Raw genomic sequence first — 23,527 nt, forward strand, 5'->3', positions numbered from 1 at the left:
CGGCGCGTCAGCCCGAGCCGACACCCTTTGGTCAGTCAGTCGGTCTGCCCATCACCCCGGACAGCATATCGGCCTTGCTGACTCAGCCGGTCGTGTGGCAGCAAATCAAGCAACTGGCCGAGACCATTTTGGCCATTCAGCCGGATATGGATCGGGGTAGCCCGGCAACCCCTATCAACCCGTCACCGACGGTCTCGGAGATGGTCTCCGGATCGCCGCCGAATCAGCGACAGCTGGCATCCGTGCCAGTCGCGCAGTCCGCTGGCCAAGCTGAGAGTCCAGCGAATACGGTCTCGATGTCTGCGTCGCCGACGCAGCCGGCCAGCGAATCGCTGCCGACTCATCGTCAGGCGGCGTCTGCGTCAGTCGTGCCATCGGCAAACCCAGCCGGGAGTCCCGCTAGTCCGGTTACGGGGAATGCTTCGGCGGGGCAAAAGGTCGTTGCAAAGCAAGCAAGCCCGCATCAGGCAGAGCCCGACTCGCGTCGGCCACAGGCCACCCCGGCGATGAGCCCAACGAATCCAAGTGTGCGTCCTGCATCGCCACCCACGCCGGCCAGTACGGCGGACAGGATGAACAACTCACCCTCAAGGTCAGAGCCGACCGCACGACCCACGAGCCAGCGACCTCCGCAACCCGCGCCCGTCGGGCAAGGTGTCTCGGCAACCATCAACCCTAACCCTGGCGTTCCGGAATCCGCTTCCGCCAACCGCCCGACTGCGTCCACCTCTCCGCCTTTCTGAGCTGGAAAGCCAGCGACGTCGGTACCGGGCCAGCCACATCCAAGCGCCAGGGCGAGCACTTCGAGGCCAGCACGCCTGCGCAGCAGCATGTTCTGCGCACCTGCCGGGCGTTTGCCAGCCGCCTTGCGGATTCGGCCAGTCACGGTGACAGCTTGCTGCTGATCGGCGGCCCGGGGACCGGCAAAACCCATCTCGCCAGCGCGATTCTGGCGAAAGCCATCCGCGCCGGTCGCACGGGATGCTTTTTCTCGGTCGCGGCCGCCCTGCGGCTGGTGCGCGACACCTATTCCCCAAACGCGATGCGCTCGGAAATCGACTCGCTGGCACTGCTCACGGAGCCGGATTTGCTGGTGCTGGATGAGGTCGGTGTGGCGATCGGCCATGACGACAAGCGCCAAGCCATCCTGTTCGATATCCTTGGTACCCGCTATGCCGGCATGAAATCAACCGTTCTGATTGCCAACCTGACCATCACGGAGATCAGGGCCTATCTCGGCGAACGGCTGATGGATCGCTTATCCGACGCCGGCTCGGCTGTCCTGTCCTTTGACTGGTCGAGTTACCGGCAACGGCGCAAAGAAGCCGCTGATCCGGGGGCTCCCAATCTTTCGCTCCCCACATTTCTGACAGGAGCCAATGCTGGCCGATGAAAACATGGTTACTGATCCACGGTGGATCCCACGGGGCCTGGTGCTGGGAGGCTGTCATCCAGGAACTGGAGCGTCTCGGGGAGCATGCGCATGCTATCGATCTGCCCGGCGCCGGGGCGGATCACACCCCAAGGACCGAGGTCACCTTCGATGCCTGCGTCGGTGCCGTGAATGCCGCCATTGAGACCGCCGACTGGCGCAATCTGGTGCTGGTTGGTCACTCACTTGCGGGTATCCTGATGCCGAGCATTGCCGCCGCGCAACCGCAAAGAATCAGCAAGCTGGTCTTTATCGCCGCATTCGTTCTCGACCAGAGCGAGTGCGCATTCGACTTGATCGCGCTTGAACGCCAGCCCGAGTACCGACGCATGGCCGATGCCTCGCCCGATCAGTCCTTGTCTGTTCCCTATGCCCTCGCGCGCGAGCGCTTCTTCAGCGATCTCGACGAGGTCGCCGCCAAGCAAGCGTTCGCGCGACTGACACCGCAGCCATTCAAGCCCTACCTCCATCCGGCACTCGTTGGCGCCCGCGCCTTTGGCAGTCAGTCGCGCTATGTCCTGTGCACGCAGGACCGCAATCTCTCTCATGAACAATGCCTGGGATTCGCGAGCAAACTCGGTTGTCCGGTCGAAGAGATCGTGGCTGGGCATGATGTCATGCTGTCGCGGCCGGCCGAGTTGGCGCGTCTGCTGGTTGCCGGAGGCCAGCCTTGATGAATCTCGGGCCAGAATTTCGGGGATGACTTCGCTTTGATCAATCATCTTCCGGGACTGGACATTTAACAGTAAGGCTGCCAAAACCGCGCGCCTCCGCCATCGAGCCGATCCGTCAACGGCTATAATCCGCCATCAGGATTCGTGACTCCCTAACCACTGCAGAGGCCAACCCATGCCCTCCAGACTCACCATCCGCGCCATGACCCGTCCCGAACTGGACACCCTGGTGGACTGGGCCACCGCCGAGGGTTGGAACCCGGGGCTGCATGACGCTCAGATCTTCTGGGATACCGACCCCGAGGGCTTCGTCGCCGCAGAGCTCGATGGTGAGCTCATTGGCGGAGGTTCCATTATCGCCTATGCTCGACGTTTCGGTTTCATGGGCTTTTTCATCATTCGGTCGGATTACCGCTCGCAGGGTCTCGGACGGCAACTCTGGCAGGCTCGTCGCGATAGCCTAATCGCCCGGCTCGACCCACCCGCCGTGATCGGCATGGATGGTGTTTTCACCATGCAGGACTTCTACGCGCGTGGGGGCTTTGTCTTCAGTCACCGCGATCTGCGCTTTGAAGGAGTGGGCGTGGCGGCGAGCCCAGACCCGCGTCTGGTCGATTTGAGCGCGGTGAATTTCGCCGAGCTGCTGCGTTACGACGCCGCCCATTTCCCCGCGCCACGCGAAACCTTTCTACGGGCCTGGATCGCGCAGCCCGGCAGTCGCGCGCTCGGGGTTCTTGAGAACAACGCATTGCAGGGCTATGGCGTCATCCGTCCCTGTCGGCGGGGTTTTAAGATCGGTCCCTTGTTCGCCGCTGATGCCGAACGGGCCGAAGCCCTGTTTCTCGGTCTGAGCGACCATGCGCGCGGTGAGCCGCTCTTCCTGGATGTTCCCGAGAACAATGCCGAGGCGCTGGCACTTGCCGCGCGGCATGAGCTGCGCGAGGTCTTCGGTTGTGCCCGGATGTATTTGGGACCGGCGCCGCGGTTGCCCGGGGGCGAGGTGTTCGGCGTCACCACCTTCGAGTTGGGGTGAATGGACGCTTGGCATCCACGTGATCTGCGCGGCTATGGCCGGCATCGGCCACATCCCCAGTGGCCGGGTGGAGCCCGACTGGCGCTCCAATGCGTGCTGAATATCGAGGAAGGCGCCGAGCGCACCCTGCTCAACGGTGATGACGGCTCGGAGGATTATCTTACCGAGCTTCCTGGCGTTCAACGACGGTTGGGGCGTCGGCATTTCAGTGCCGAAAGTCTGTTCGACTATGGAGCGCGGGTGGGTGTCTGGCGGCTATTGCGACTGTTTCAAGACCGAGGTCTGCCGTTGACAGCCTTTGCCGCTGGTCGTGCCCTCGAACTCAACCCCGAGGTTGGCCGTGCGCTGGCGGACCAGGGCCATGAGGTCGCCGGTCATGGCTACCGTTGGATCGATTACGCGCAGATCGACCCGGATACCGAGCGCCATCACATCCAGCAGACGTGCCGGATTATCACATCCCTCACGGGACAGCCACCAGTGGGCTGGTATACCGGACGGGTCAGTCCCAACACCCGCCGGTTATTGGTCGAGCAGGGTGGCTTTCTGTACGACGCCGACGCCTATGATGACGAGCGCCCCTATTGGTTGAGTGAACACCGTCAAACGCTGTTGGTGATCCCCTACAACCTGCTGACCAATGACATCCGCTACCTGCTCTCACCCGGCTGCGCCACGGCCATGGATTTTTTTACCCTCCTGCGCGAGACCTTCGACCTGCTCTGGAACGAAGGCGAGGAATTCCCCGGCATGATGAGTCTGGGGCTGCATCCTCGCATCAGTGGTCATCCGGCGCGAGCATCCGCCGTCGCGCGGTTTCTGGATTATGCCGCCAGCCATGCCGGCGTCTGGATCTGTCGCCGCCGGGATATCGCCCAGCATTGGATCGAGCGGTTTGGTCAGTCTGAGGATGTCAGGCAAGTCGCATCAGTGCAAGGGGAGGTCGAGGCCCGCGAGCAGGAAGGTTCCTGATGACCCGCCGCTTCCCTGTCTGCATCCAGGCAAGCAAAACGTATCGCCCTGCGTCCCTGATGCCCTTCTCATGCCAATGCGTATTCTGAGTGCCAGTCGGTGCACCGATGTTCCTGCCTTTTATGGCCCCTGGTCAATATCGTCCAACTGAGTGGCTCGTTATGTCAGTCAGGATCCAGCACCCCATCGACATACCGCCAGGCGCCAGCTTCCCGCACAAAGCGGCTGCGCTCATGCAGTCGAAAGGCGCGGCCCTGGAGCTTATAGCGTGCGATAAATGCCACCCGGCCCTCGGCGTCCTGTGGACCACCGCCTTCGGTGGCGAGAATCTCCAGTCCAACCCATTTTGGCGCGGTGTCTGAGGCGATCTCGGCCGGTTGCGTCGTGGAATGCCAGGTGCTGCGCAGATAGTCAAACTCGCCCAGCGCATAGGCCGTGTAGCGCGAGCGCATCAGTGCCTCGGCTGTCGGCGCCTGGGCCGTCCCAGCCAGGTATGGGCCGCAGCACTCAGCATGGGTGCGGCCAGAACCACAGGGACACGGCAGGGGCTTCTTGCGGGCCATCGGATCAGCGCCTCGCGCCATAGAGCTTGGCATGGGTGTCTGGATCGAGGATCTCCCGGATATCGACGAAGGCACCGCTTGGGTGCTGTTTCAGTTGCGGCAACACCTCGATCACCCGCTCGGCCGCTTCTCGCGGCGAGGGCATGGCCTCGGTACCCCGCGCGGCGCGCAGGCGTTGCAGCGCGGGGAATGCCTCCGCGTCCGCCTCCTCGCACAGGTGATCCATCATCCGCGTATCGATAATTCCCGGTGCCAGGGCGCACAGGTGGGTATCGGGAAATTCATGCGCGGAGAGCTTCATCAGCATGTTCAACGCCGCCTTCGACAGCGCATAACCACCCCAGCCTTTGTTGCCGAGCACAGCCGCGCCCGAGGAGATTGCCACGATCTGCCCGATCGGCCGGCCCCAGTTTTGCAGCCAATCCAAAACCGTCTTGTTGGCCCATAGGTTGATTTCCATGATCTGCTTGAGATCCGCCAGGGGCGTGTCGCTCAGCGCGCGAATGTGCCCCAGCATCCCGGCGTTCAAGACCACCAGATCCAGTCGGTCGACAGCACCGAGCAGTGCTTCCAAGGCCACGGAGACCTGATCGGCCTGGGTAAGATCGCATCGCTTGTGGTTGAGTCCGGGCAGGTCGCAGGCTCGCCGGCTGCATCCAGAGACAGACCAGCCCTGATCGCACAGCGCCTCGGCCAAGCCTTGGCCAAGGCCAGAACTGGTTCCAGTGATGAGCGCGTGTTTCATGGCGGTGTCCTCACGCGACGATTGGAAAGGTTTGGTCATTTTACCCAGGATGGTTTCACTGATCCCGGGCTAACCCGCAAACAGCGGGAGCTTAGAAAGCGAAGGCCCTCGCTGGCGCTTCCTTGCGCCAGTCGAGTGAATTGCTCGGGTTTACCCCTCAGTCTTGAACAGCAGCGCCCCGGAGCCGAGTTGCCACTGGTGATCGTCCTCCAGTTCCTGGTCGATCAGCACCGCCCGGCAGGCGATCTCGTCAACCGAGAGCACCGAGACCGCGCTGTCATTGATCCAGTTGACCCCTTCGAGAAAACCGGCCAGTCGCGCCGGACAGTCCGCAGTGACTTCGATCATAGCCATTACAGCTGTCCCTCCTGGGCCAGCGACAAGGCCCCTTCACCGCCGACGATGATGTGATCGAGCAGAGTGATCTCGAACAAATCGAGGGCCTGACGGATACGCTGGGTTACGCGCAAATCCGCTGCGCTCGGGGTTGGGTCACCGCTTGGGTGATTATGAATCAGCAGGCACGCGGCGCAATTCAACGCCAAGCCACGCTGCGCAATCACCCGGGGATGCACGCTACAGCCATCAATGGTGCCTTGGAAAACCTCCTCCAGCGCGATCAAGCGATGCTTGTTGTCAAGAAAGGCCACGGCGAAGACTTCGTTCGGTTTCCCGGCGAAGCGCAGTCGCATGAAGTCCATCGTGGTGGCGACATCGGTGAAGGTGTCGTAGGTCACCTTTGGCTCCAGCACCTGCAACGCCAAGGCGACCAGACTGCTCTGCTCATCGGGCGTCAAATCGGCCGCCAGCATCGCAGTGAAGCGATTGGCTTGTCGGCGTTGTTGCGTCAACCGCGATCGGGATAGTGAGTGATGGGATTGAGACATGGCTGTTCCTCCAGCGAAACACGGGGAAACAGCGCCCTTGAGGGACGCAGTCCCCCCAAGGGATGTGAAAATGGACTGTCGGCTGACAGTCCGGTGAATAATGGAGTGGCGCTAAGCCGCCAGACGCGATTGCGGCAGTGACTGTTGCCAGACATCCGCCCAATCAACACCGCGGGCATGCGGCGGAATCGGGACAAGCGGCAAGCGAATGCGCACCTCGACCGACGGACTCAACCGTCGCTGAAGCGCCCGTGCCGCCTGTTCGCCGACACCCGAGCGATCCTTGTCCGCCCAGACCACCAGCCGGCGAAGGCCAGACGGAGGCTGGAAGCGCTCCAGCAGGGTGGCCGACAGAGCGGCCCAGACCGGCATGCCTGTCATGGCGCGCACCGCCAGTGCGGTCTCGATGCCCTCGGCCAAGCCAAGTGTCGAGCCCTTTTCCCAGTCGACCGGGCACAACCGAACCGCCGAACCAACGAGCGAGCGGTTCTGTCCGGACGCCATCAGCTTCTTGGGCGCTGGCACCGGTGCTTTGGCCAAACCGTCAGGTCGCAGGTAAGTCCGATGCAGCGTCATGGCCGATCCATCCGCAGCGGACACCAAGGCCAGCATGGCCGGGAATCGTCCCAAACAGACAGGGCGGCCATTCTCAGCGGCGCTCCAATAAGGCAGTTCCGGATGGAAACGGATCACCCGTGGATCAAAGTCAGCATCGCCAAGTCCGCGCAGGACCAGGTAACGCTGCATGACCTCTGATCCAGGATGGCCGGGCGGCAGGCTTTCATTCCACAAACGACGCAGCCGCGCCCGTGCTTGGTCGGGATGCTGCTCGCAAGCGCTCACGCGCACCCGTGGCCGAGCGATCAGGGTCGGCCTCCATGGCGACAATGTTTCGCCCGTCAGCCCCAAGACCCCAGCCACCCGGCTCAGTACCTCGGGAAAGGACCACCCAAACAGCCAGCGCAACAGCGCAAAGCCATCCGGATAAGGACCGCAGGTCGCGCAGATACCGCCGCCGGAGCGATCGACATCCGGAAACAACCGAAAGCCATCCCCCTGGCGTCCGCCATGAACAGGGCAGGGCACATGTCGCCCCGGTCGCTGCAAGGCCGCATCCAGCACAGGTCCAGCCAATTCGTTCAGAATCGTCTGCCACCCGACGCCTTGCACTGCCTGGCGAACAGTCGCCGATTCAATCGAACGCATCGAAGTTCTCCAGTAACACACGCCGGTGCTGGAAGATTCCAGACACCGGCGCAAGAGGCAGAAAGGACACCGCACGGCGAGCCATCAGGCTCGCTCAATGCACAACCGTCTCGGCATCCACCAACAGCTTGCAGATCGGGATCGCGCGTTCGCCGACCTCGACAAAGCGCAGCGGCTTGGAAATCACCCAGGCCGCGCGCAGCGCATCGAGCGCCCCGGCACTGGGACCGAAGTCCTTGATGGCGATCTCATTGGCATCCAGATCGACGCCGGGCAGTTCCACGCTCGCCACAGCGATCAAATCACCAGGCGAGCGGGCATTGACCAGCAACAGCGCCGGTCGGCGGGATTGGGCATAGCGCGACCACAGCAACCGGCAGTCGTAGGTATTGAAGCGAAGCTTCATGCAGGGCTCCTCGGAATTGGAAAGAAACAGCAACGGCAGCTGGCCGGGCAAGAAGCCCAAGCCAGCCGAGGCGGGAACAAGCAATCAGGCCAGAACAGCCTGATGCGTCATCGGGCTAGCGCGCCGCGCCAGCATCGCGCGGGTGCGCATCTCATCGAGCACCAAGCGGTACACCGCCTTGATGTCGCGATGGGTTGCGCGGTCGGCGGGTTCAGCGAGCAATGCAAACACCGACTGCTGGGCAGCCGTCAGTTGGCGCTCGCTCGCGGTATCGAGAAACTTCTCAACGTCATTCCAGAAATCACGGTTCATACTCATGGCGGTATCTCCCAAGGTGAGGGGGAGACACATCGCCCCTGTGGGGAGAGCATCTCCCCAAGGGGTTGAACAAAGGTCCGCACCAAGGCGGTGTCATCGGACGCGGTTGAAAAGCCCAATCGGGCTGGCGACGCATCGCGTCTTCGGTCGCCGTCACAGCAAGTCCTGGCATCAGGACTCACCGCAAAACCGCCTTTTCCACTGCCGTTGGTGACCATGGCCAACGACACCGGAAAAGGCCCGGCCGCCGCGAGGCGGCCGGATCGGTTGAAGTGGATAGGATTGAACCAAGCCACTCGGATGCACCGCAGCGCATCCGCACAGCCTGAACGAACGGGTGCCTTGAAGACACCACGAAAGGTCGCCCGCAACAGCGCCTTTTCAGACGCCGTCGCGGACAAGGGCAGGGCAGCGCGATCAGGCCGCCAGCAACAACCGCTCGGCCGCACCAAAGAGCGCCGTTCTCAGCGCCGTCACCTCATCGACGCGCAACGCCACCGGGAACAACCCCGAGACATCCACGCCGATGCCAAGCCCGACGGTTTCCAAACCGGCGGCGGAACAAAGCCGCAGAATCTCCCGCGTCTCATCCATGCGATTCGGCTTGCCGTCGGTCAGCAACAGCACAATGCGCCGCGTCTCAGGTCGGCCGAGCAAATCCGCCGCCGCGAACCACAACGCACCCGCCATCGGCGTGCTGCCCCGAGTCCCTTGCAAAAAGGCCCCGGCACAGGCACGCGGACGCTGCCCATGTCGAACCAGCACGCTGATGCGATCCTCCACGCCGGACAGGCCCGGAAAGGCGCTCACCGCGACCGACACCCCATGGATGCCGTCCAGTGCCAGGGCCAAGGCCAAAGCGGCGGACTGGGCGATCTGCCCACGCCGTTCAACCAACCCGTCGCGACGACGCACTGGCGAGTTCATCGACCCAGACAGGTCGATGAGCAGGTGAATCGCGGTATCGACCGCCACCCGCTCGCGTTTCCGTGCGAACAGCCGAGGATCGCCCACCGCCGCGCGATAGAGGCGCTTGGGCAGCAAGCGCGGCCCATGGCGAAACGCCTGCGGCCGATCCAGCCGTGAGGCCTGCACCAGTCCCTGTAAGCGTGCCCGCAACCGGCGCGACTCTTCCTGCACGACACCCAGCAACCGCAAACCACGCGCCGGATCGCCACCAAAAGGCTCCGCACGGGGCAGCAGACAAGGGCTGTCACCCTGGCCGGCGGCGTCCAGGAGCTCACGCACCTGCTGGAACAAATCGCCTGGCAGATCGTCATCGTTGGCGTTCAGCGCCTGGGAGACGGCTTGGGTCTTTCCGACGTCAGCCGGTGCGTCCGAGTTGAGCATTGGAAGATGCGTCGAGTCCGGCTTGGTTGAAGAAGCCGCACCGCCAGGACCAACCGATGTCGTCCCGTCAGTCCCCTGTTTCTGTCCTTGTCCCTGTCCCTGTCCAGAGGGATGATCCCCAGCCGCGTTTCCTGGGCTTGATTGGCCAGCTGTCGGGTTTGTTGAACCCTGAGCATCTGGTGCGTTGGCGTCCGGATGTGTTCCGGTTGAACCACCATCCGATGTCGGGATATTCGTCCCCGCAGTGCCAGGCGCGTTTTGGCCAGCATGGCCCGGCTGATCAGGCTGATCGGCCCCGAACCCGGATGACGGCGCCCGCGCCGACAGCTTCTCCTCCTCCAGCAAGGCGCGAATGCGTTGCGCCAAATCGACCGCATCCGCCGTGCTGGCCAGCTGACCGACCTCGGCCAACAAGCCCTGCAACCGATGCACGGTGCGCGCAGGAAATACCTGACGCAGCACCCGCTCCGCCTCACGTGCCGGAGCAGCCAGCGACTCGGTGGCCAGCATCCGATGCCGCAGATGTAACAGCAGATAGCTGGTCAAGACATGGGCTGGATGCGCATCTGGCATCGGCGGCGACAAAGCACCGCGTCCGCTCAGATGGTCGCACACCGCCTGCAAGGTCTCGCGCGTGCCCGGATAAGGCGCGGCGATGGCCCGCTCGATGCGGATATCCTCAAGAATGTTTAGCAGGCTGCGGGTCAAGGGATCTGAACCCGAACCCTGGCGATAGGCGTCAAAATCGGTAAAGCGCAGATGCGCCGCCTCGTGGGCCAGATAGCCCCAGGCAACGGGAATCAGCTCAGATTGCGGCGGCAAGGCCGGCACCTGAATGCTGTTGCCATCAGTGCAGGCCTCATCTCCGCCGACCGCGACCGGGACGCCAAACTTGCGTCCTAGGGCGGCGGCGACAATCGGCATGGCCTGATGCAAGGTCCGAAAGGCATGGCTCATGGTGATGCTCCAATAGGTGATGGGGCATCACGCCCCTGGGGGCGCAATGCCCCGAGGGGTGAAAAAAAGAAATCCGCCAATCAGCGTCGTCGATCCAGATTGAAGTGACGCTAAGACCGAATCAGAACCAAATCAGAACCAGAAGTCTTGGGCCGGTGCCGCCGGAACCGGCGGCTGTGGTGTCTCGATCGGACCCGGCACTTCCTGCTCCTCGAACAGGTCATCGAAGTCCATTGGGTCGTCGGGCAAAGCTTCCGCGTCCGTTGACGCTGAGTTCGCGTCATCTTCTTGCTGGACGGCATCGCCAACGTCCGCGTCTGACCGGGGCTCTGGCAGTTCCGCCATCAACGCATCCAGCGCCAACAGCCCTTCGCCATGGCGGGCCATCGCTTCGGCCTCGCCAACCAGACGCATCAGCGCCCAGCCCTCCAGGAACAATCCGCCCCGGATCGGCCCCGAGCCGGGCAGTCGCTTCAGCCACTGCCCGATAGAGCGCACGACCGGATCAATCCGTCCATCGACAAAGCTCAACGCATCGAGTTTGTCGTGAATGCGCCGGAAGGTGCCGAGAGCCCGTTGCGAGAGTTCCGGCTTGCCCAGAAAGGATTGCTCCAGCCCGCGCGCCATCTGTTCGACCTCGGCGAAAATGGTGTCACCGATCTCGGCGACATCCTCGTGCAAGGTATCGGTGGCGATCAGCGGCGCTGTTTCAATCCGCAGCGCCTGCACCCGAAAGCGGAACTGCCCGCGCACCACCTCCACCGGATCAACCGCCTGGCGGATGGCCGGCTCCCAGCCGGGATAAGCCGCGCACCAGGCATCGATATGGCGGTCGTAGTCGGCGAGGAAGGTCTCGGCTTCGGCGCGCGTCTCCAGGGTGATAGCCTCGGCCATCGCCTGCGCCTCGACCGCCAGCGCATTGGGCACCAGAAAGCCGCCCAGAAAGCGCGTGCCGACCGCCAACAGATTGCGCTCAATGCGCTTCTTGTTGCGGTGAAACACCCGCAAGGCATCCGGGTTGCAAATCTTCTTGCTGCCCAATGAAATCAGTTCATCGGGCGGCAAGTCGGTGCCCAAGCGCAGATCCTCGGCACGCAGTTTCTTGCGCCCGGACCAGATGTGAAAATCGACCAGAAAGAGCGTGGTCTGATCGGTCAGATGAAGGGTATCCTCCAGGGACCGGTTGTCGTTTTGGGTCTCGGTCATGTCAGTTGTCATGCAAGTCTCCCCGCGGACCGGCCAGGCCGATCCGCGTCGTGGATGGTTCAGAACCAGAGGTTCTCCTGCCCCGGCGCGATCCACGACAGATCGATGCGGGGTTGGTGGCTTGGCTCGGGAACGGGCTGGTGGTGCAACGCGGCGCGCTGGGTCGAGACGATCTCAAAGACGCGCCCACGCAGGACGGCCTGACCCAAAGGGACATAGCCTTTGCGTTCCTTCTCCCGTGCACGTTGCTCAATCAGCGCGCGTTGGTCCGCGCGATAGTGCTGCTGTTGGCCAATGTGGCCCGAACGCCCCCAGGCAATCTCCATCGCGCCATCGGCCAGGCGGCGATAGGCCCAGTCTTTGCTCGCCCCATCGCCGTGGTGATAGCGAAAGAGTTGCCAGGGCGAATCCGTCATCGTCATGCCTGCCCGCTCCACAGCGGCCCCAGCACATCGGCGGCGATGCGATGAATCGCCGTGCGTTCTTCCGCCGCCGCTCGCGCGGTCAGCGCCTGATCCAAGGCATAGGCCAGCGGATTCGGCGCCCCCTTGAAGGTCACCGTTAGCCGTGCCCAACGCACCAGAGTGCGAGTGGACAGCGTCAGGGTTAGCTCACCGCCTTGGGGATTAGCGCCGTCGCTCTCGCCGAGAAACAGCCGCCGCACCTCATTGGCCACCACGACCAGCTTGTGGGCGATCTCGGTGGGGAGGTCGGGCACCTCGCCATCCAAAACGGCGTGCTCAGTTTCCGGGTCCGGGTAGTTCACCTGCAGCACCCGGAAGCGATCCAGGAACGCCAGGTTCTGCCGCAGCACACCCTGATAGAGTCCGGTCTGATCCCCGCCGCCGGCACTGTTGCCGGTGGCGATCACCCGGAACTTCGGATGCGGGCGAATCACCTCACCGCCGTTCTGGGCAATCACCAGGGGCGCGCCCTCGACGATGTCGTTCAGCCCGGCCAGCTCGGCCGGGTCCATCAGATCGATTTCGTTCAGGATCAGCAGATGCCCCTCGCGCGCGGCGAGGGCCAAAGGACCATAGACGAAACGCGTCTCGCCCTGGAGCAACTGAAAGCCGCCGAGCAGATCGGCGAATTCCATGCGGCCATGGCAGGTCAACTCCTGCACTGGCCAATACAGCCGCGCAGCGACTTGGCGGATCAGCGAAGTCTTGCCCGCGCCGGTCGGGCCGGTCAGCAACAAGGCATCGCCGCCGGCATCGCGCAGAAACGCCAGCACGGCATTGAGCCCCTGGCGAAAGATGTAGGGCTGCCTGAGCGGAACCTTGGGATGGTCCGCTTCCGCGAAGCCTTCGATCTCCAGGCCTTTCGGGGCCTTGACGTTAAAGGTGGTCGCGACATCGAAGCGTTGGGGTGTGGGCATGGGTCTCTCCTGTGTGATCGGGGAGAGACGCGAATCCCCAAGAGGGAGCGATCTCCCCCTGGGGTGAGTGAACAGGCCAACGGGCCAGCAATAACGAAAGGTCGGGTCTTGTGAGGCGCTCCGACAGGCGCACAGGGAAAACCGATGCGGTCGTCCGAAACCGCGCACGCGGGGCTTTGGACGACCGCCTGCCCGAAGGCAGGACGGTCTGGAGGTTAAGTGAGAAACAACACGGGCATCAGAACCAGAAGCTGGTGGCCACGGCAAAACCGTGGTCATCGGTGGCCTGATGCGCAGGTTCGCGATTAGCCTTGGGCTTCAGCGGGATCACAGTGGTTGCGGGCGGTTCCTGCACCGTGACCCGCACGCGCTCGGACGGCTGACGGCGAAACGCCTCGATGGCGTCGCGACCCAACTCCGGCAGGCGCGCCTGCAACAGCGCCGGATAATCGACTGAGCCCTTGGCGCAGAAGCGCGTGACGCGCAACCCGGCGGACTCGGCAATCAGCGTCTGGCCCATCATGGCGACCAGGGTGGTCTGGATGTCATCCAGCGCTGCTTTTTTGCGCTTTAACTCAGCTTCGACCGTTTTGGCTTCCTGCTGGAGCGCGCGATAACGTCCCGCCAGCACCGCCCAGTCATCAGCCTGCGGCCCCTTGGGGATGAACAAATCCCGCTGCGGGTCTTTCTCCGGCTCGCGCTCCTCGACCAACGCCCGCCAGAAGGCTTTTCCCTGGGTGACGATGGATGTAATCAACGCCGGATCGCGAGTGATCTCGAAAACGATAGGGTCATTGTCCTCTTGGTAAAACACCAGGTACCCCTTGTCCGCTCCAGCGACATAGAGCTGATGCTGGACCTGGGGTTCATAGAGCCGAAAGGCGCTGGCCGCGCGGCCATGTTCCGCTACATCGCGCAAGGTGCGTTCCGAGGGCACCTTCAACTCCACCGGTTCGCCGGCGTCGGTGATGCCATCAAAGGAGGCGCGCAACAGCGGTTCCTCCTCGGATTCACCACAGACCGGCAAGACCAGCGTGTCGTAACGCTGCTCGAACCACTGCCGGGCGGCATCTTCCAGTCGGTTGCCCCGCTGCACCAGCGGGTTCTTGCTCAAGTCCGCAGTCTTGGCCAACCCCGTGCGTTCGGCCCACAGACGCCAGGGCGTCTTGTAGGGCGAGCGACCCAAAATAATGGCCGATTCCGAGGCGGTGATGCCCTGGGCGCGCCACTGGTGCCATTCCGGGGTGCGTTGGGCCAGATCAATCGTTTTCATGGAAAGCTCCGTCAAAAAGACCGAGGCATCCTGCCCCTCGGGGCAGACGCCCCGTGGGGTGAAGAAAATTGGCTGTACTCGCTAAACTCAGGCCGCCAGGCGTTGCTCGGCGGCATGTTTCGCCTGATCGAGAGCCTTGAGGGCCTGTGCCAAGTCAGACGCCTTGCAGCGCGCCCGCAAATACTGTTCGGCCTGCTTCCAGGCAGACTTCTCCGCCGCGCGGGCGACCACCTTGTCGATCCGGGCTTGCAGGCTGGGATCGAGGGTGAGGGGATCAGCGGTTGGTTCTGCGTCCGACGGTGATTCCGATCCGCTCGCTGACGCCTGTTCCGCGCATTCCGCAGCAACAACGGACAGCGCAGTCTCCGCTTTGTCGGGGACAGCCTTTGTCGTATCCAGCGACGCGGCGACCGGAATGGAGGTATCCGCCTCGATCACCTTGCCTTCCATCTCCTCGGCGGTATAAGAGGCTTCCTCGGGAAAAGCTGCGCGCAGAGAAGCCGCCTTGGCGCACTTCATCAACTGCCCGCGCGGGCGTTTGACCCACATCTCGGTCGGCAACTCTGAATAGGCCCCGCCCTGACGGGCATAGGCTTCCAGCCAGAACACCGGCTCGGTGAAGGGACAGCGCTGGCCGCCGACAAGCCGATAGACGGTCACCTCGCACCACTCGGGAAAGCTGACCGCATAGTCCAAGTCCTGCCAAGCGCCATTGCGTTTGACCTTCCCCGAGAAGGTGCGCTCGATCACCGGGCCGAAGCGCGGCGGATCTATCCCAGCCCACTGGCCGGTGCGCGCGGCCGTGGTCTGCACCTCGGCAATACCCGGCCAGACGGTCTCGATCTCTTGACCAAGTGCCTTCGACCACATCGGCACCACATGCACCGGACGCTTGATCACGTCCAGATTGCGCGCGGCGCAGTAATGGACCGCCAGCAGAATGCCCTCGGCGGTCTTGGCTGCCGGGAAAATGGAATCGGTCAGCACCTTCCAAGTGCTGGGAGTCAGATTCAGCGCCGGATCGACCGCCGGCATCGGGATGCGCGGCGCGTCGGCTTTTGGCACAGCGTGCATCGAACGGGTCATGATGCCCTCCTCAATGAATGGGGCACCAGGCCCCACGGGGTTACTGGTACCCCGTGGGTGGAAAGAGAAAGCACTCGGCTCAGCGCGCGAGCTGCTCGAGTTGTTGCGCCAGTCGCGTCAACCGCTCGGGCTGACCGGCCGGTGTTGACCCTAGCTCGGCGCGTTGGCGCAGCCGTTGGGCCATCAGCGATAGCTCGCGGCACGCCCAGCGTCGGGTGGCGCCGACGCGGATTGGTCTCGGATTCTCCGGCTCAAAACGGCAGGTCATCGTCGAAATCCGCCTTGGATGTCGGTGCTTTCTGACGACTGCCAGCGGAACCATTCTTGCCGCCAAGCATTTTCATCTTGTCAGCGACGATCTCGGTGGTGTAGCGGTCCTGGCCGGATTCATCCTGCCATTGACGGGTCTGCAAGCGGCCTTCGACATAGACCAGCGCACCCTTGTTCAGGTACTCGCCGGCCACTTCCGCCGTGCGCCCGAACAGCACCACGCGGTGCCACTCGGTGCGTTCCTGCGCTTCACCGGCCTTGTCTTTCCAGCGCTCGCTGGTGGCGAGGGTCAGATTGGCGACGGCACCCTGGCCGTTCTTGGCTTGACGGACCTCGGGATCGCGCCCGAGATGGCCGATCAGTTGGGCTTTGTTCAGCATGATCACTCTCCAGGTTGGGATGACAACGAACGCCGACGCTGATAGGTCGGCGACTCCAAGGGATGCGGTTCCGGCGGCGGCAGTGGCGCGACACGCGCGCCGAGTAGCCTGTCGCTCAGCTGCCAGAACAGCACCTTCCAGCGGCGGGGAATCCGCCACGGACGTGAGAACATGGGAAACTCCTGGCCGGTGACGGTCTGCAAGGCAGTCGCCTCAGCCGAATGGATGGGAAGAGGGAAACCCTGGGAAGGGGGATGGAACGGACGCGGTTGGTAACCCTCAAACGAGGGCCAGACTCATGGCGTCTTCGGTCTGAAACGCTGGCGGCGACAAGGGCCGACCGGCGAGAAAGTCATGCTGGGCAAAGCGTGCAAGCGATCTTGCAATCCTTTTGCGCCGTCACCTCTGAGTATTGCCGCATTGACGGCCGTGCGCAGCCGCGAAAGCTTGGGCAAAAGGCCGCTCTTTCTCACTGGTGTGCTTTCGGTGAAGAGCACAAAGCCCCTGACCTCAGCGCGGTGTCATCCGCGATCATGGCTTGCCGGAAGCCAACACGGTCCCCAATCACCAGGGAAGGGACGAGAATTCAAGGTGTCGGCTATGAGGAGGGCGCGAATGCGAACAGGAAACCGCTTACTGGTCTGGTTGGTGTTGTTACTGCCAGGTCTATTGATAGGAGGACAGGTCATGGCCACCGAGGAACCGGCTTATACCCTGGTGCGGGAGGGCTCTGGATTCGAGGTCCGTCGCTACGCGCCCCAATTGCTGGCCGAGACCGAGGTCAGTGGCGACTTCGACGAGGTCGGCGGCGAGGCCTTTCGGCGTCTAGCCGACTTTATCTTCGGCAACAATCAAGCCGCCGAGAAAATCGCCATGACCGCGCCCGTGAGTCAGACGCCCGTCGCGCCAGCGGGCGAGGGCGGCGGGACCCGCATCCCGATGACCGCGCCGGTCAAACAACAGGCCGATCAGAGCTCGACCGGCACCTACCGGATCAGCTTCGTGATGCCGAGTCGCTTCACCCTCGAAACCATTCCGCGCCCCACGGACCCGCGCATTGAACTGCGCCAAGAGCCGGAACGACTGATGGCCGTGCTCCGTTATTCGGGCGGCTGGGGTGAAAGCAGATATCGCGAGCATGAACGCAAGTTGCTTGAGGCCGTTCGCGCGGACGGTCTGACACCCACGGGCGCGCCCATCTATGCCCGTTACAACTCGCCATTCTCCTTGCCCTTTCTGCGGCGCAACGAGGTGATGGTCGAAATCAAGGAACCCTGAACGCGCCTCGGGGCGTTCAAAGGCCGCAGCCAGGCGATTGAGGGAGCTGGTCGGTCGCGCGATCGCGCAATGGACGGTCATCGGGACTATACTGGTTTTATCAACAGTCCTCCCGCTGCGCTGACCTGCATGTCACTGACCATACTTCCACCTGCTGCCGAGCGCGTTGAGCCCGGTCCCGCCGCTTGCCCGTGTACCCACTGGTGTCGGTTGCTGCCCAGCGGTTCAGCGGGCGCTTTGGTGGCGCCCATCGGCCGCCCCGCGGTCGGTTCGCCGCTGTCCCTGCGGCGATTCCGCTGGCCAGTGCAAGCGGGCTTTCCCTCGCCAGCCGAGGACGATCAGGACTCGGCGATTGATCTCAATACGCTGCTGGCCCCGCATCCCGAGGCCTGTTTCCTGTTGCGCGTGCGCGGTTGTTCAATGACCGATGCCGGTGTCGAGGATGGCGATCTGGTGCTGGTCGATCGATCACTTGAGCCCCGCCACGGGCGCATGGTCATTGCAGTGGTCGATGGTGAGTTCACGCTCAAGCGTCTGTATCGGCAAGACGGCCTGGTGCGCCTGGAAGCGGCCCATGTGCAATATCCCGCCATCGAACTCAAGGACGGTCAGGAACTGCAGGTCTGGGGCGTGGTCACGCGCGTGATCAAGACGGTCTGAGCATCAGGCGCTGGCATGTCCATCGCACTGGTCGACTGCAATAGCTTCTACGCCTCCTGCGAGCAGGTGTTCCAGTGAGCCTGAGCAGACTATTTGCGGGAATCGGCCGCGATTCTGAGCAAATTCAGTGAGGGAAAACAAAAAACCCCCTCAAACAACTTGACGCAAGTTGCCCGAGAGGGCTGTCTCCGAATTTCGCCAAAAACCAGGAGACAGTCCCAGTGTGTCACGCCTTTCTTGCCGACACGAACTTTTACCACCTGCTCACCCGGATCGACGAGTCGATTGCCGAGGAAGTCCGCGCGGGCGGCTGTGACTGCGGTGGTGCGTTGCACAGCGCCCGTTATCCGCGTAAGCCCCGAGGTGTTGTGCGTGGCGTCTTGGATGAGAGCTACCAGAGCCGTCTGAGTTTCTGCTGTGCCGCGGACGGGTGCCGGCGGCGCAGCACCCCGCCTTCCGTTCGGTTTCTGGGCCGCAAGGTCTATCTCGGGGTCATCGTCGTGCTGATTTCCGCCCTGCATTGCGGGCTGAGCGCATCGCGTCGCCAGCGCTTGATCAAGACGCTCGGTGTCACCGTCCAAACCCTGCGGCGGTGGCAGCACTGGTGGCGTGAGCAGTTTGTGCAAACCCGCTGCTTTCGATCCTTGGCTGGTCTGTTGATGCCGCCGATCGCCACCGAGCACCTGCCAGGATCCCTGCTGGAAAAATTGAGCGCAAAAGCGTTGTCCGAGCGCGTCGTGCAACTGCTGATATTGATCGCCCCGAGCACGACAGCGACAGGCTCGCTGTAGGGCAACGCCAACCCGCAGAAGACCTCATCGCGCCGCTGGGCGGCGCCTTCTAGACTCCCGGTGATGTGTGAAACAACTGGGAGGTGAAGACGAATGTCCGATGACAACGGCCTCGGTGATCCCGATGGTTGGGCGCGGTTGCGCTTTGCCATTATTGGTCCTTTATTGGCTGATCCTGCGCCGGCGAACGCGCTGGGCGCGCGGCTGAAGGCGCTAGCGGCCAAGTCATGGCGCCATCCGGTGACTGGGCGGGCGGTCAGTTTTAGCTTTGGCACCTTGGAGCGTTGGTATTACCTCGCACGCGATGCCCAAGACCCGGTGGCGGCACTGCGCCCGCGCCGGCGCAGCGATGCCGGGGAGCAGCGCGCGCTGAGTCCGCGCCTGATGGATGCGGTGCAAGCCCAGTACCGCGACTACCCCGGTTGGACGGTGCAGCTGCATTACGACAACCTCGCCGCCTTGTGCGCGGGCGATCAGACCCTGGGGCCGCTGCCCTCCTATGCCACCGTGCGCCGCTTCATGAAGCGCGCGGGCTTGCACCGCCGGCGTGTCCCGGCGCGCAAGACGCCGGGCGCTGAACAGGCCGCGCGGCGCCTGGAGGCCTGCGAGGTGCGCAGCTATGAAGCCCAGTATGTCCATGCCTTGTGGCATCTGGACTTTCATCATGGCTCGCGCAAAGTCCTCACCCGGGGTGGCGTCTGGGTCAAGCCCCTGCTGCTGGCGGTCATTGACGATCACTCCCGCCTGATCTGCCATCTGCAGTGGTACCTCGATGAGACCACCGAGACCTTGGTCCATGGCCTGGGGCAGGCGTTGCACAAGCGCGGGCTGCCGCGCGCCTTGATGAGCGATAACGGCGCGGCAATGCAGGCCGAGGAGTTCACCGCCGGATTGCACGCCCTGGGCATCCTCCATGAGCCGACCCTGCCGTACAGCCCGTATCAGAACGCCAAGCAGGAGCGCTTCTGGGCCACGCTGGAAGGCCGCCTGATGGCGATGCTTAAGGGGCTGGAGGAGCTGAGCCTGCAGCGGCTCAACACCCTCACTCAGGCGTGGGTGGAGCAGGAGTACCACCGCAAGGTCCACAGTGAGACCGCCGCCACGCCGCTTGCGCGTCTTCTCGATGCGCCCAACGTGGGGCGCCCCTGTCCGGACAGCGAGCAGGTCCGCGCCGCTTTTCGTTGTCGCGTCCAACGCCGTCAGCGCCGCAGCGATGGGACGCTCAGCCTGGCGGGCAAGCGCTTCGAGGTGCCGGCGCGCTTGCGTCACCTTGAGCAACTGCATATCGCTTATGCCCGCTGGGATCTGAGTGCTGTGGACGTGGTTGATCCCCACTCGGGCGCCATCCTCTGCCGCCTCTATCCCCTCGATAAAGCCGCCAATGCCTCCGGGCAGCGTCGGCGCCTTGAGCCCGCCGGCGCACCGCCACCGCCATCACAACGCGCCACGACGCTGCCACCGTTGCTGCGCGACTTGCTCGCCGAGTATGCCGCCACCGGTCTGCCGCCGGCCTATCTGCCAAAACACGATGACCTGGAATCCAGTCGATGAACAAGACCCTGCTGGCCCTCTATGGACTGAAGTTCAATCCGTTCTCCCCGGAGCTGCCGACGGCGGCACTGCATCGCAGCGCGCCGGTGGAGCAGTTTTGCTGGCGCATCGAGCAGAGCCTGATCCGCGAAGGCGGTTTTGCGCTCATTCAAGGTGATCCGGGTACCGGCAAGAGTGCGGTACTGCGCCTGCTCGATGAGCGTCTGCGCCAGCTGCCCGATATCAGCGTTGGGGCGCTCACGCATCCCAGCTCGAAGGTGGCGGACTTCTACCGCGAGATGGGCGATCTGTTCGCCGTTGACCTCAAGCCCCATAACCGCTGGGGTGGCTTCAAGATCCTGCGCGAGCGCTGGCTGGCGCATCTGGAGACGACGCTGTTGCGCCCGGTGTTGCTCATCGACGAGGCGCAGGAGATGCATCCGACGGTGCTCAATGAGCTGCGTCTGCTGACCTCCATGCAGTTCGATTCGCGCACGTTGTTGAGCGTGATCCTGGCCGGCGATGGCCGCCTGGCGACCAAGCTGCGCCGTGAGGAGTTGCTGCCGCTGGGCAGTCGTATCCGTACGCGCCTGAGTATGGAGTATGCCAGTCGCGAGGCGCTGGTCGCCTGCCTGGAGCATTTACAACACAGTGCCGGCAATGCGAGTCTGATGAGCGCAGGGCTGATGAAGACGCTCGCTGAGCATGCGTTGGGCAATTATCGCGTGCTTACGACCATGGCGGCAGAATTGCTGGCGCAGGCTGCTCGGCTCGAACGCGCGCAGCTCGATGAACAACTCTACCTTGAGGTGTTTGGTTCAGCGGCGGGCAACGCCCGCCAACGCCCGAGTGCCAGGGCGGGCGCCTGATGAGCCGCTTGAGCGCTGAGCGCCCGCACCAGGCCATGACAGCGGCAAGACACACCGCCGTGATGCTTGAGGCATGGCACGACGCTGGCATCGTGCGTGCCGATTTGGCGGTGCGCACCGCCAAGGCGACGATGCTGTGGTTCCATGATCGCTCTTTGGATCAGCTTCCGTTGGGGCTGGCCAGAGCGCGCAATGTCCAACAGGCCGATATTTATATCCGTCCAGCCCGCGGCTATCCCTGGCCAATGGTGTTTCTCGATGATGTCGCACGGCCGATGGCGCAGCGCATCGCTCGGCACTATGCGGCCCTGGTGGTGCAGACTTCGACGCTCGGGGGCTGCCACCTGTGGCTACGGCTGACCCGCGCGCTCGATGAGGCGCAGCGCTGTGATGTGCAGCGTTGGCTGATCCCGCGCGTTGGCGCCGATCCGGGCTCGGTCTCCGGTGAGCACCTCGGTCGGCTCGCCGGGATGAAGAATGCCAAGCGTGGCGGGGAGTGGGTCAATGTCCTTCGGCGACCAAGCCCGCAGGAGCGCGTCTGGGATCCAACTCCGGCCTTGCCAACGATGGCTCCGGCTCCGCCGCCAGTCGTCAACTGCGCTCCACGGGCGCGCTTATCCACCGGGGATCCGTCCGAATCCGCCCGCGAATGGGGCTGGGTCTGCGGCGCTCTTGAGGCGGGCCTTGCACCGACCACGGTCTACCAGCGCTTGCTCGAGCGCGCGTCCCCGCGTCGCGGAGCCGATGCCGAGCGCTATGCCCGCTACACCCTCGCTCGCGCCATTCGCCAGAGCGCTAGAGGCAACTGAACCCGCTGCGTCTCTCCCCCCTCAGGGGGGAAGCGTGGTTCACGATTCCGGCTTCCCGCTGTCGGCCAGTAACGGCCCCCGTGATCCCACACGCATTCCATGTCCTTCAAATGGCTTGGAAATGGGTCCCGCAATTATCGTGATTACGCTCATTCCAGCCGCGGCTGCGGGATCGCGCTGTCGTGGTGCTCTCCAACAACGATGGCTGCGTGGTGGCGCGCTCCAAAGCGGCCAAGGCGCTTGGCATTCGCATGGGCGAACCCTGGTTCCAGGCCCAGCGCCGGCTAAAGGCCGAGGGAAAGCTGGCTGCGGTGACGGCCTTGTCGAGTAACTATGCGCTCTATGCCGATATGAGCAATCGGGTCATGCGCATCCTCGCCCGCTTTGCGCCGCGCCAGGAGGTCTACTCGATCGATGAATGCTTCCTTGATCTGGGCGGACAAGCGCAGCCTCCAGCAGTGATTGGGCAGAGAATTTGCGCCACTGTGCTGGGCTGGACTGGGCTGCCGGTCTGCGTTGGTATCGGACCGACCAAGACCCTGGCCAAGCTGGCCAATCATCTGGCCAAGCACGACCCCGTTTGGTGTGGTGTCTGCGATTTGGACGTGCTGCCAGGTTCAGAGGTCGACCGGCTCCTCGCGGCGATTCCGGTGGCCGAGGTCTGGGGCGTGGGGGCACGCCTGTCCAAGCGCCTGGTTGCGCTTGGCATCACAACAGCCCTCGACCTGCGCCGGGCGCCAACCCGACGGGTTCGCCAGCAGTTCTCTGTGGTGCTTGAGCGCACCGCGCTGGAACTGGGCGGCGTGGCCTGTCTGGAACTGGAGGAGGTCATGCCGGACAAGCAGCAGATTCGCTGTTCGCGCACCTTCGGCGCGACGGTCACCTCGCTTGCGGAATTGACCCAGGCCATCACCACCTTCAACAGTCGCGCGGCGGAGAAGCTGCGGGCGCAGCAGGGTGTGGCAGCCGCGGTAGGGGTGGAGATCCGCACCAGTGTCTTTCGAACAGAAACGACACCTTTTGTCGGCAGCCTTGTCGTGCCCCTGGTTGCACCGAGCGCGGATACCCGCGTGTTGGTGGCTGCGGCGCGCCGCGGACTTCAGCGCATCTATCAACCCGGCCTGGTCTATACCAAAGCCGGGGTGGTGCTGCTTGGGCTTGGCTGCGCCGGGCAGGGCCAGGTGGATTTGTTCTCGGATGGGGCGGCCGACCAGCGCAGTGAGGCGCTCATGGCGACGCTGGATGCAATTAACAGCCGCTTTGGCCGCGGCAGCCTGGTGTTGGCCAACGCCCATCCGGCTCCACGCTGGCGAAGGCGCGAGCAATATCGCTCACCGCGCTATACCACGCGGTTGGAGGAGTTGCCGGTGGCGTATTGTTGATGAGAGGGGGTGTCCGTTGGCAGTCGAGGAAGCTTCGCGCCAACGGGAGTTCGAGCGAGTTTGTGGCTT

General features: G+C 63.5%; 28 protein-coding genes. 11 read left to right on the forward strand and 17 right to left on the reverse strand.

Going from position 1 to position 23,527, the window contains the following annotated elements:
- Window positions 1-463 precede the first annotated feature (463 nt).
- On the reverse strand, window positions 464-886 hold the full coding sequence (locus Thiosp_RS09705) for a hypothetical protein (RefSeq protein WP_242518500.1): 423 nt from the start codon (window positions 884-886) through the stop codon (window positions 464-466).
- A 9-nt stretch (window positions 887-895) separates the two neighbouring features.
- Here Thiosp_RS09705 and Thiosp_RS09710 point away from each other — a divergent pair, with 9 nt between their 5' ends.
- From Thiosp_RS09710 to Thiosp_RS09725, 4 genes are all read left to right on the forward strand, one after another.
- On the forward strand, window positions 896-1,393 hold the full coding sequence (locus Thiosp_RS09710) for an ATP-binding protein (protein WP_274607921.1): 498 nt from the start codon (window positions 896-898) through the stop codon (window positions 1,391-1,393).
- Window positions 1,390-2,106: an alpha/beta fold hydrolase gene (locus Thiosp_RS09715; protein ID WP_201066194.1), complete on the forward strand. Its 717-nt coding sequence runs from the start codon at window positions 1,390-1,392 to the stop codon at window positions 2,104-2,106. The genes Thiosp_RS09710 and Thiosp_RS09715 overlap by 4 nt, the downstream gene beginning before the upstream one ends.
- Window positions 2,107-2,281: 175 nt before the next feature.
- Complete coding sequence (locus Thiosp_RS09720) at window positions 2,282-3,139, forward strand: GNAT family N-acetyltransferase (RefSeq protein ID WP_242518502.1); 858 nt, start codon at window positions 2,282-2,284, stop codon at window positions 3,137-3,139.
- The gene (locus tag Thiosp_RS09725) at window positions 3,140-4,111 is read left to right on the forward strand and encodes a polysaccharide deacetylase family protein (RefSeq protein WP_201066195.1); all 972 of its coding nucleotides are present in this window, start codon (window positions 3,140-3,142) and stop codon (window positions 4,109-4,111) included.
- 164 nt (window positions 4,112-4,275) lie between these two features.
- Here the strand turns inward: Thiosp_RS09725 and Thiosp_RS09730 are convergent, their stop codons facing one another.
- The 16 genes from Thiosp_RS09730 to Thiosp_RS09805 all read right to left on the reverse strand — a co-directional run bounded on the left by Thiosp_RS09730 (window position 4,276) and on the right by Thiosp_RS09805 (window position 16,312).
- Window positions 4,276-4,674 (reverse strand): YchJ family protein, encoded by a 399-nt coding sequence (locus Thiosp_RS09730; protein ID WP_201066197.1) that lies wholly within the window; start codon window positions 4,672-4,674, stop codon window positions 4,276-4,278.
- A gap of 4 nt (window positions 4,675-4,678) precedes the next feature.
- Window positions 4,679-5,419, reverse strand: coding sequence for an SDR family NAD(P)-dependent oxidoreductase (locus Thiosp_RS09735; protein ID WP_201066199.1), 741 nt, complete (start codon window positions 5,417-5,419; stop codon window positions 4,679-4,681).
- A 150-nt stretch (window positions 5,420-5,569) separates the two neighbouring features.
- Entirely contained in the window at window positions 5,570-5,773 is a 204-nt protein-coding gene (locus Thiosp_RS09740) for a hypothetical protein (protein WP_201066200.1), read from the reverse strand.
- Window positions 5,773-6,306, reverse strand: a complete 534-nt coding sequence (locus Thiosp_RS09745) for a JAB domain-containing protein (protein ID WP_201066201.1) — start codon at window positions 6,304-6,306, stop codon at window positions 5,773-5,775. Before Thiosp_RS09745 ends, Thiosp_RS09740 begins: the two co-directional genes overlap by 1 nt.
- A 111-nt stretch (window positions 6,307-6,417) precedes the next feature.
- Window positions 6,418-7,512 (reverse strand): DUF7146 domain-containing protein, encoded by a 1,095-nt coding sequence (locus Thiosp_RS09750; RefSeq protein WP_201066202.1) that lies wholly within the window; start codon window positions 7,510-7,512, stop codon window positions 6,418-6,420.
- Between the two features lie 94 nt (window positions 7,513-7,606).
- Window positions 7,607-7,918 (reverse strand): hypothetical protein, encoded by a 312-nt coding sequence (locus Thiosp_RS09755; protein ID WP_201066203.1) that lies wholly within the window; start codon window positions 7,916-7,918, stop codon window positions 7,607-7,609.
- Between the two features lie 84 nt (window positions 7,919-8,002).
- Window positions 8,003-8,236 carry a hypothetical protein gene (locus Thiosp_RS09760; protein ID WP_201066204.1) on the reverse strand — a complete coding sequence of 78 codons (234 nt, stop codon included), beginning with the start codon at window positions 8,234-8,236 and terminating at the stop codon, window positions 8,003-8,005.
- Window positions 8,237-8,653: 417 nt separating this feature from the next.
- Window positions 8,654-10,543 (reverse strand): VWA domain-containing protein, encoded by a 1,890-nt coding sequence (locus Thiosp_RS09765; protein WP_201066205.1) that lies wholly within the window; start codon window positions 10,541-10,543, stop codon window positions 8,654-8,656.
- Window positions 10,544-10,675: 132 nt separating this feature from the next.
- Window positions 10,676-11,761, reverse strand: a complete 1,086-nt coding sequence (locus tag Thiosp_RS09770; RefSeq protein WP_201066207.1) for a DUF3150 domain-containing protein — start codon at window positions 11,759-11,761, stop codon at window positions 10,676-10,678.
- 47 nt (window positions 11,762-11,808) lie between these two features.
- On the reverse strand, window positions 11,809-12,171 hold the full coding sequence (locus Thiosp_RS09775) for a hypothetical protein (protein ID WP_201066209.1): 363 nt from the start codon (window positions 12,169-12,171) through the stop codon (window positions 11,809-11,811).
- Entirely contained in the window at window positions 12,168-13,130 is a 963-nt protein-coding gene (locus tag Thiosp_RS09780) for an AAA family ATPase (RefSeq protein WP_201066211.1), read from the reverse strand. The genes Thiosp_RS09775 and Thiosp_RS09780 overlap by 4 nt, the downstream gene beginning before the upstream one ends.
- A gap of 238 nt (window positions 13,131-13,368) precedes the next feature.
- The gene (locus tag Thiosp_RS09785; protein WP_201066212.1) at window positions 13,369-14,403 is read right to left on the reverse strand and encodes a YqaJ viral recombinase family nuclease; all 1,035 of its coding nucleotides are present in this window, start codon (window positions 14,401-14,403) and stop codon (window positions 13,369-13,371) included.
- Between the two features lie 87 nt (window positions 14,404-14,490).
- Window positions 14,491-15,489, reverse strand: a complete 999-nt coding sequence (locus Thiosp_RS09790; protein ID WP_201066213.1) for a recombinase RecT — start codon at window positions 15,487-15,489, stop codon at window positions 14,491-14,493.
- Between the two features lie 79 nt (window positions 15,490-15,568).
- Complete coding sequence (locus Thiosp_RS09795; RefSeq protein WP_201066214.1) at window positions 15,569-15,757, reverse strand: hypothetical protein; 189 nt, start codon at window positions 15,755-15,757, stop codon at window positions 15,569-15,571.
- Entirely contained in the window at window positions 15,741-16,139 is a 399-nt protein-coding gene (locus Thiosp_RS09800; RefSeq protein WP_201066215.1) for a single-stranded DNA-binding protein, read from the reverse strand. Before Thiosp_RS09800 ends, Thiosp_RS09795 begins: the two co-directional genes overlap by 17 nt.
- Before the next feature lie 2 nt (window positions 16,140-16,141).
- Window positions 16,142-16,312: a hypothetical protein gene (locus Thiosp_RS09805; RefSeq protein ID WP_190275744.1), complete on the reverse strand. Its 171-nt coding sequence runs from the start codon at window positions 16,310-16,312 to the stop codon at window positions 16,142-16,144.
- A 514-nt stretch (window positions 16,313-16,826) separates the two neighbouring features.
- Between Thiosp_RS09805 and Thiosp_RS09810 the strand changes: the two genes are divergently transcribed.
- The 7 genes from Thiosp_RS09810 to Thiosp_RS09840 all read left to right on the forward strand — a co-directional run bounded on the left by Thiosp_RS09810 (window position 16,827) and on the right by Thiosp_RS09840 (window position 23,458).
- Window positions 16,827-17,417, forward strand: a complete 591-nt coding sequence (locus tag Thiosp_RS09810; RefSeq protein ID WP_201066216.1) for an SOUL family heme-binding protein — start codon at window positions 16,827-16,829, stop codon at window positions 17,415-17,417.
- 129 nt (window positions 17,418-17,546) lie between these two features.
- Complete coding sequence (locus Thiosp_RS09815; RefSeq protein ID WP_201066217.1) at window positions 17,547-18,077, forward strand: LexA family protein; 531 nt, start codon at window positions 17,547-17,549, stop codon at window positions 18,075-18,077.
- A 221-nt stretch (window positions 18,078-18,298) separates the two neighbouring features.
- Entirely contained in the window at window positions 18,299-18,868 is a 570-nt protein-coding gene (locus Thiosp_RS09820; RefSeq protein WP_323696484.1) for a hypothetical protein, read from the forward strand.
- A gap of 93 nt (window positions 18,869-18,961) precedes the next feature.
- Entirely contained in the window at window positions 18,962-20,419 is a 1,458-nt protein-coding gene (locus tag Thiosp_RS09825) for a DDE-type integrase/transposase/recombinase (RefSeq protein WP_323697016.1), read from the forward strand.
- A complete protein-coding gene (locus Thiosp_RS09830) occupies window positions 20,416-21,267 on the forward strand; it encodes an ExeA family protein (RefSeq protein ID WP_323696456.1) in 852 nt (283 codons plus the stop codon). Before Thiosp_RS09825 ends, Thiosp_RS09830 begins: the two co-directional genes overlap by 4 nt.
- On the forward strand, window positions 21,267-22,076 hold the full coding sequence (locus Thiosp_RS09835; protein WP_323696455.1) for a DNA-primase RepB domain-containing protein: 810 nt from the start codon (window positions 21,267-21,269) through the stop codon (window positions 22,074-22,076). The genes Thiosp_RS09830 and Thiosp_RS09835 overlap by 1 nt, the downstream gene beginning before the upstream one ends.
- A 185-nt stretch (window positions 22,077-22,261) precedes the next feature.
- Window positions 22,262-23,458 (forward strand): Y-family DNA polymerase, encoded by a 1,197-nt coding sequence (locus Thiosp_RS09840; protein WP_323697019.1) that lies wholly within the window; start codon window positions 22,262-22,264, stop codon window positions 23,456-23,458.
- Window positions 23,459-23,527: the final 69 nt, after the last annotated feature.

It is taken from the genome of Thiorhodovibrio litoralis (assembly GCF_033954455.1).
In the GTDB taxonomy this organism is placed as follows: Bacteria; Pseudomonadota; Gammaproteobacteria; order Chromatiales; family Chromatiaceae; genus Thiorhodovibrio; species Thiorhodovibrio litoralis.

Bases quoted from the DNA above. Each gene is read 5' to 3' on its own strand.
- Thiosp_RS09800 (WP_201066215.1), bottom strand. From the start codon at position 16,139: ATGCTGAACAAAGCCCAACTGATCGGCCATCTCGGGCGCGATCCCGAG.
- Thiosp_RS09815 (WP_201066217.1), top strand. From the start codon at position 17,547: ATGTCACTGACCATACTTCCACCTGCTGCCGAGCGCGTTGAGCCCGGT.
- Thiosp_RS09715 (WP_201066194.1), top strand. From the start codon at position 1,390: ATGAAAACATGGTTACTGATCCACGGTGGATCCCACGGGGCCTGGTGC.
- Thiosp_RS09765 (WP_201066205.1), bottom strand. From the start codon at position 10,543: ATGAGCCATGCCTTTCGGACCTTGCATCAGGCCATGCCGATTGTCGCC.
- Thiosp_RS09795 (WP_201066214.1), bottom strand. From the start codon at position 15,757: ATGACCTGCCGTTTTGAGCCGGAGAATCCGAGACCAATCCGCGTCGGC.
- Thiosp_RS09835 (WP_323696455.1), top strand. From the start codon at position 21,267: ATGAGCCGCTTGAGCGCTGAGCGCCCGCACCAGGCCATGACAGCGGCA.
- Thiosp_RS09735 (WP_201066199.1), bottom strand. From the start codon at position 5,419: ATGAAACACGCGCTCATCACTGGAACCAGTTCTGGCCTTGGCCAAGGC.
- Thiosp_RS09720 (WP_242518502.1), top strand. From the start codon at position 2,282: ATGCCCTCCAGACTCACCATCCGCGCCATGACCCGTCCCGAACTGGAC.
- Thiosp_RS09755 (WP_201066203.1), bottom strand. From the start codon at position 7,918: ATGAAGCTTCGCTTCAATACCTACGACTGCCGGTTGCTGTGGTCGCGC.
- Thiosp_RS09825 (WP_323697016.1), top strand. From the start codon at position 18,962: ATGTCCGATGACAACGGCCTCGGTGATCCCGATGGTTGGGCGCGGTTG.
- Thiosp_RS09770 (WP_201066207.1), bottom strand. From the start codon at position 11,761: ATGACAACTGACATGACCGAGACCCAAAACGACAACCGGTCCCTGGAG.
- Thiosp_RS09790 (WP_201066213.1), bottom strand. From the start codon at position 15,489: ATGACCCGTTCGATGCACGCTGTGCCAAAAGCCGACGCGCCGCGCATC.
- Thiosp_RS09775 (WP_201066209.1), bottom strand. From the start codon at position 12,171: ATGACGATGACGGATTCGCCCTGGCAACTCTTTCGCTATCACCACGGC.
- Thiosp_RS09725 (WP_201066195.1), top strand. From the start codon at position 3,140: ATGGACGCTTGGCATCCACGTGATCTGCGCGGCTATGGCCGGCATCGG.
- Thiosp_RS09785 (WP_201066212.1), bottom strand. From the start codon at position 14,403: ATGAAAACGATTGATCTGGCCCAACGCACCCCGGAATGGCACCAGTGG.
- Thiosp_RS09760 (WP_201066204.1), bottom strand. From the start codon at position 8,236: ATGAGTATGAACCGTGATTTCTGGAATGACGTTGAGAAGTTTCTCGAT.
- Thiosp_RS09830 (WP_323696456.1), top strand. From the start codon at position 20,416: ATGAACAAGACCCTGCTGGCCCTCTATGGACTGAAGTTCAATCCGTTC.
- Thiosp_RS09805 (WP_190275744.1), bottom strand. From the start codon at position 16,312: ATGTTCTCACGTCCGTGGCGGATTCCCCGCCGCTGGAAGGTGCTGTTC.
- Thiosp_RS09740 (WP_201066200.1), bottom strand. From the start codon at position 5,773: ATGGCTATGATCGAAGTCACTGCGGACTGTCCGGCGCGACTGGCCGGT.
- Thiosp_RS09730 (WP_201066197.1), bottom strand. From the start codon at position 4,674: ATGGCCCGCAAGAAGCCCCTGCCGTGTCCCTGTGGTTCTGGCCGCACC.
- Thiosp_RS09810 (WP_201066216.1), top strand. From the start codon at position 16,827: ATGGCCACCGAGGAACCGGCTTATACCCTGGTGCGGGAGGGCTCTGGA.
- Thiosp_RS09745 (WP_201066201.1), bottom strand. From the start codon at position 6,306: ATGTCTCAATCCCATCACTCACTATCCCGATCGCGGTTGACGCAACAA.
- Thiosp_RS09750 (WP_201066202.1), bottom strand. From the start codon at position 7,512: ATGCGTTCGATTGAATCGGCGACTGTTCGCCAGGCAGTGCAAGGCGTC.
- Thiosp_RS09780 (WP_201066211.1), bottom strand. From the start codon at position 13,130: ATGCCCACACCCCAACGCTTCGATGTCGCGACCACCTTTAACGTCAAG.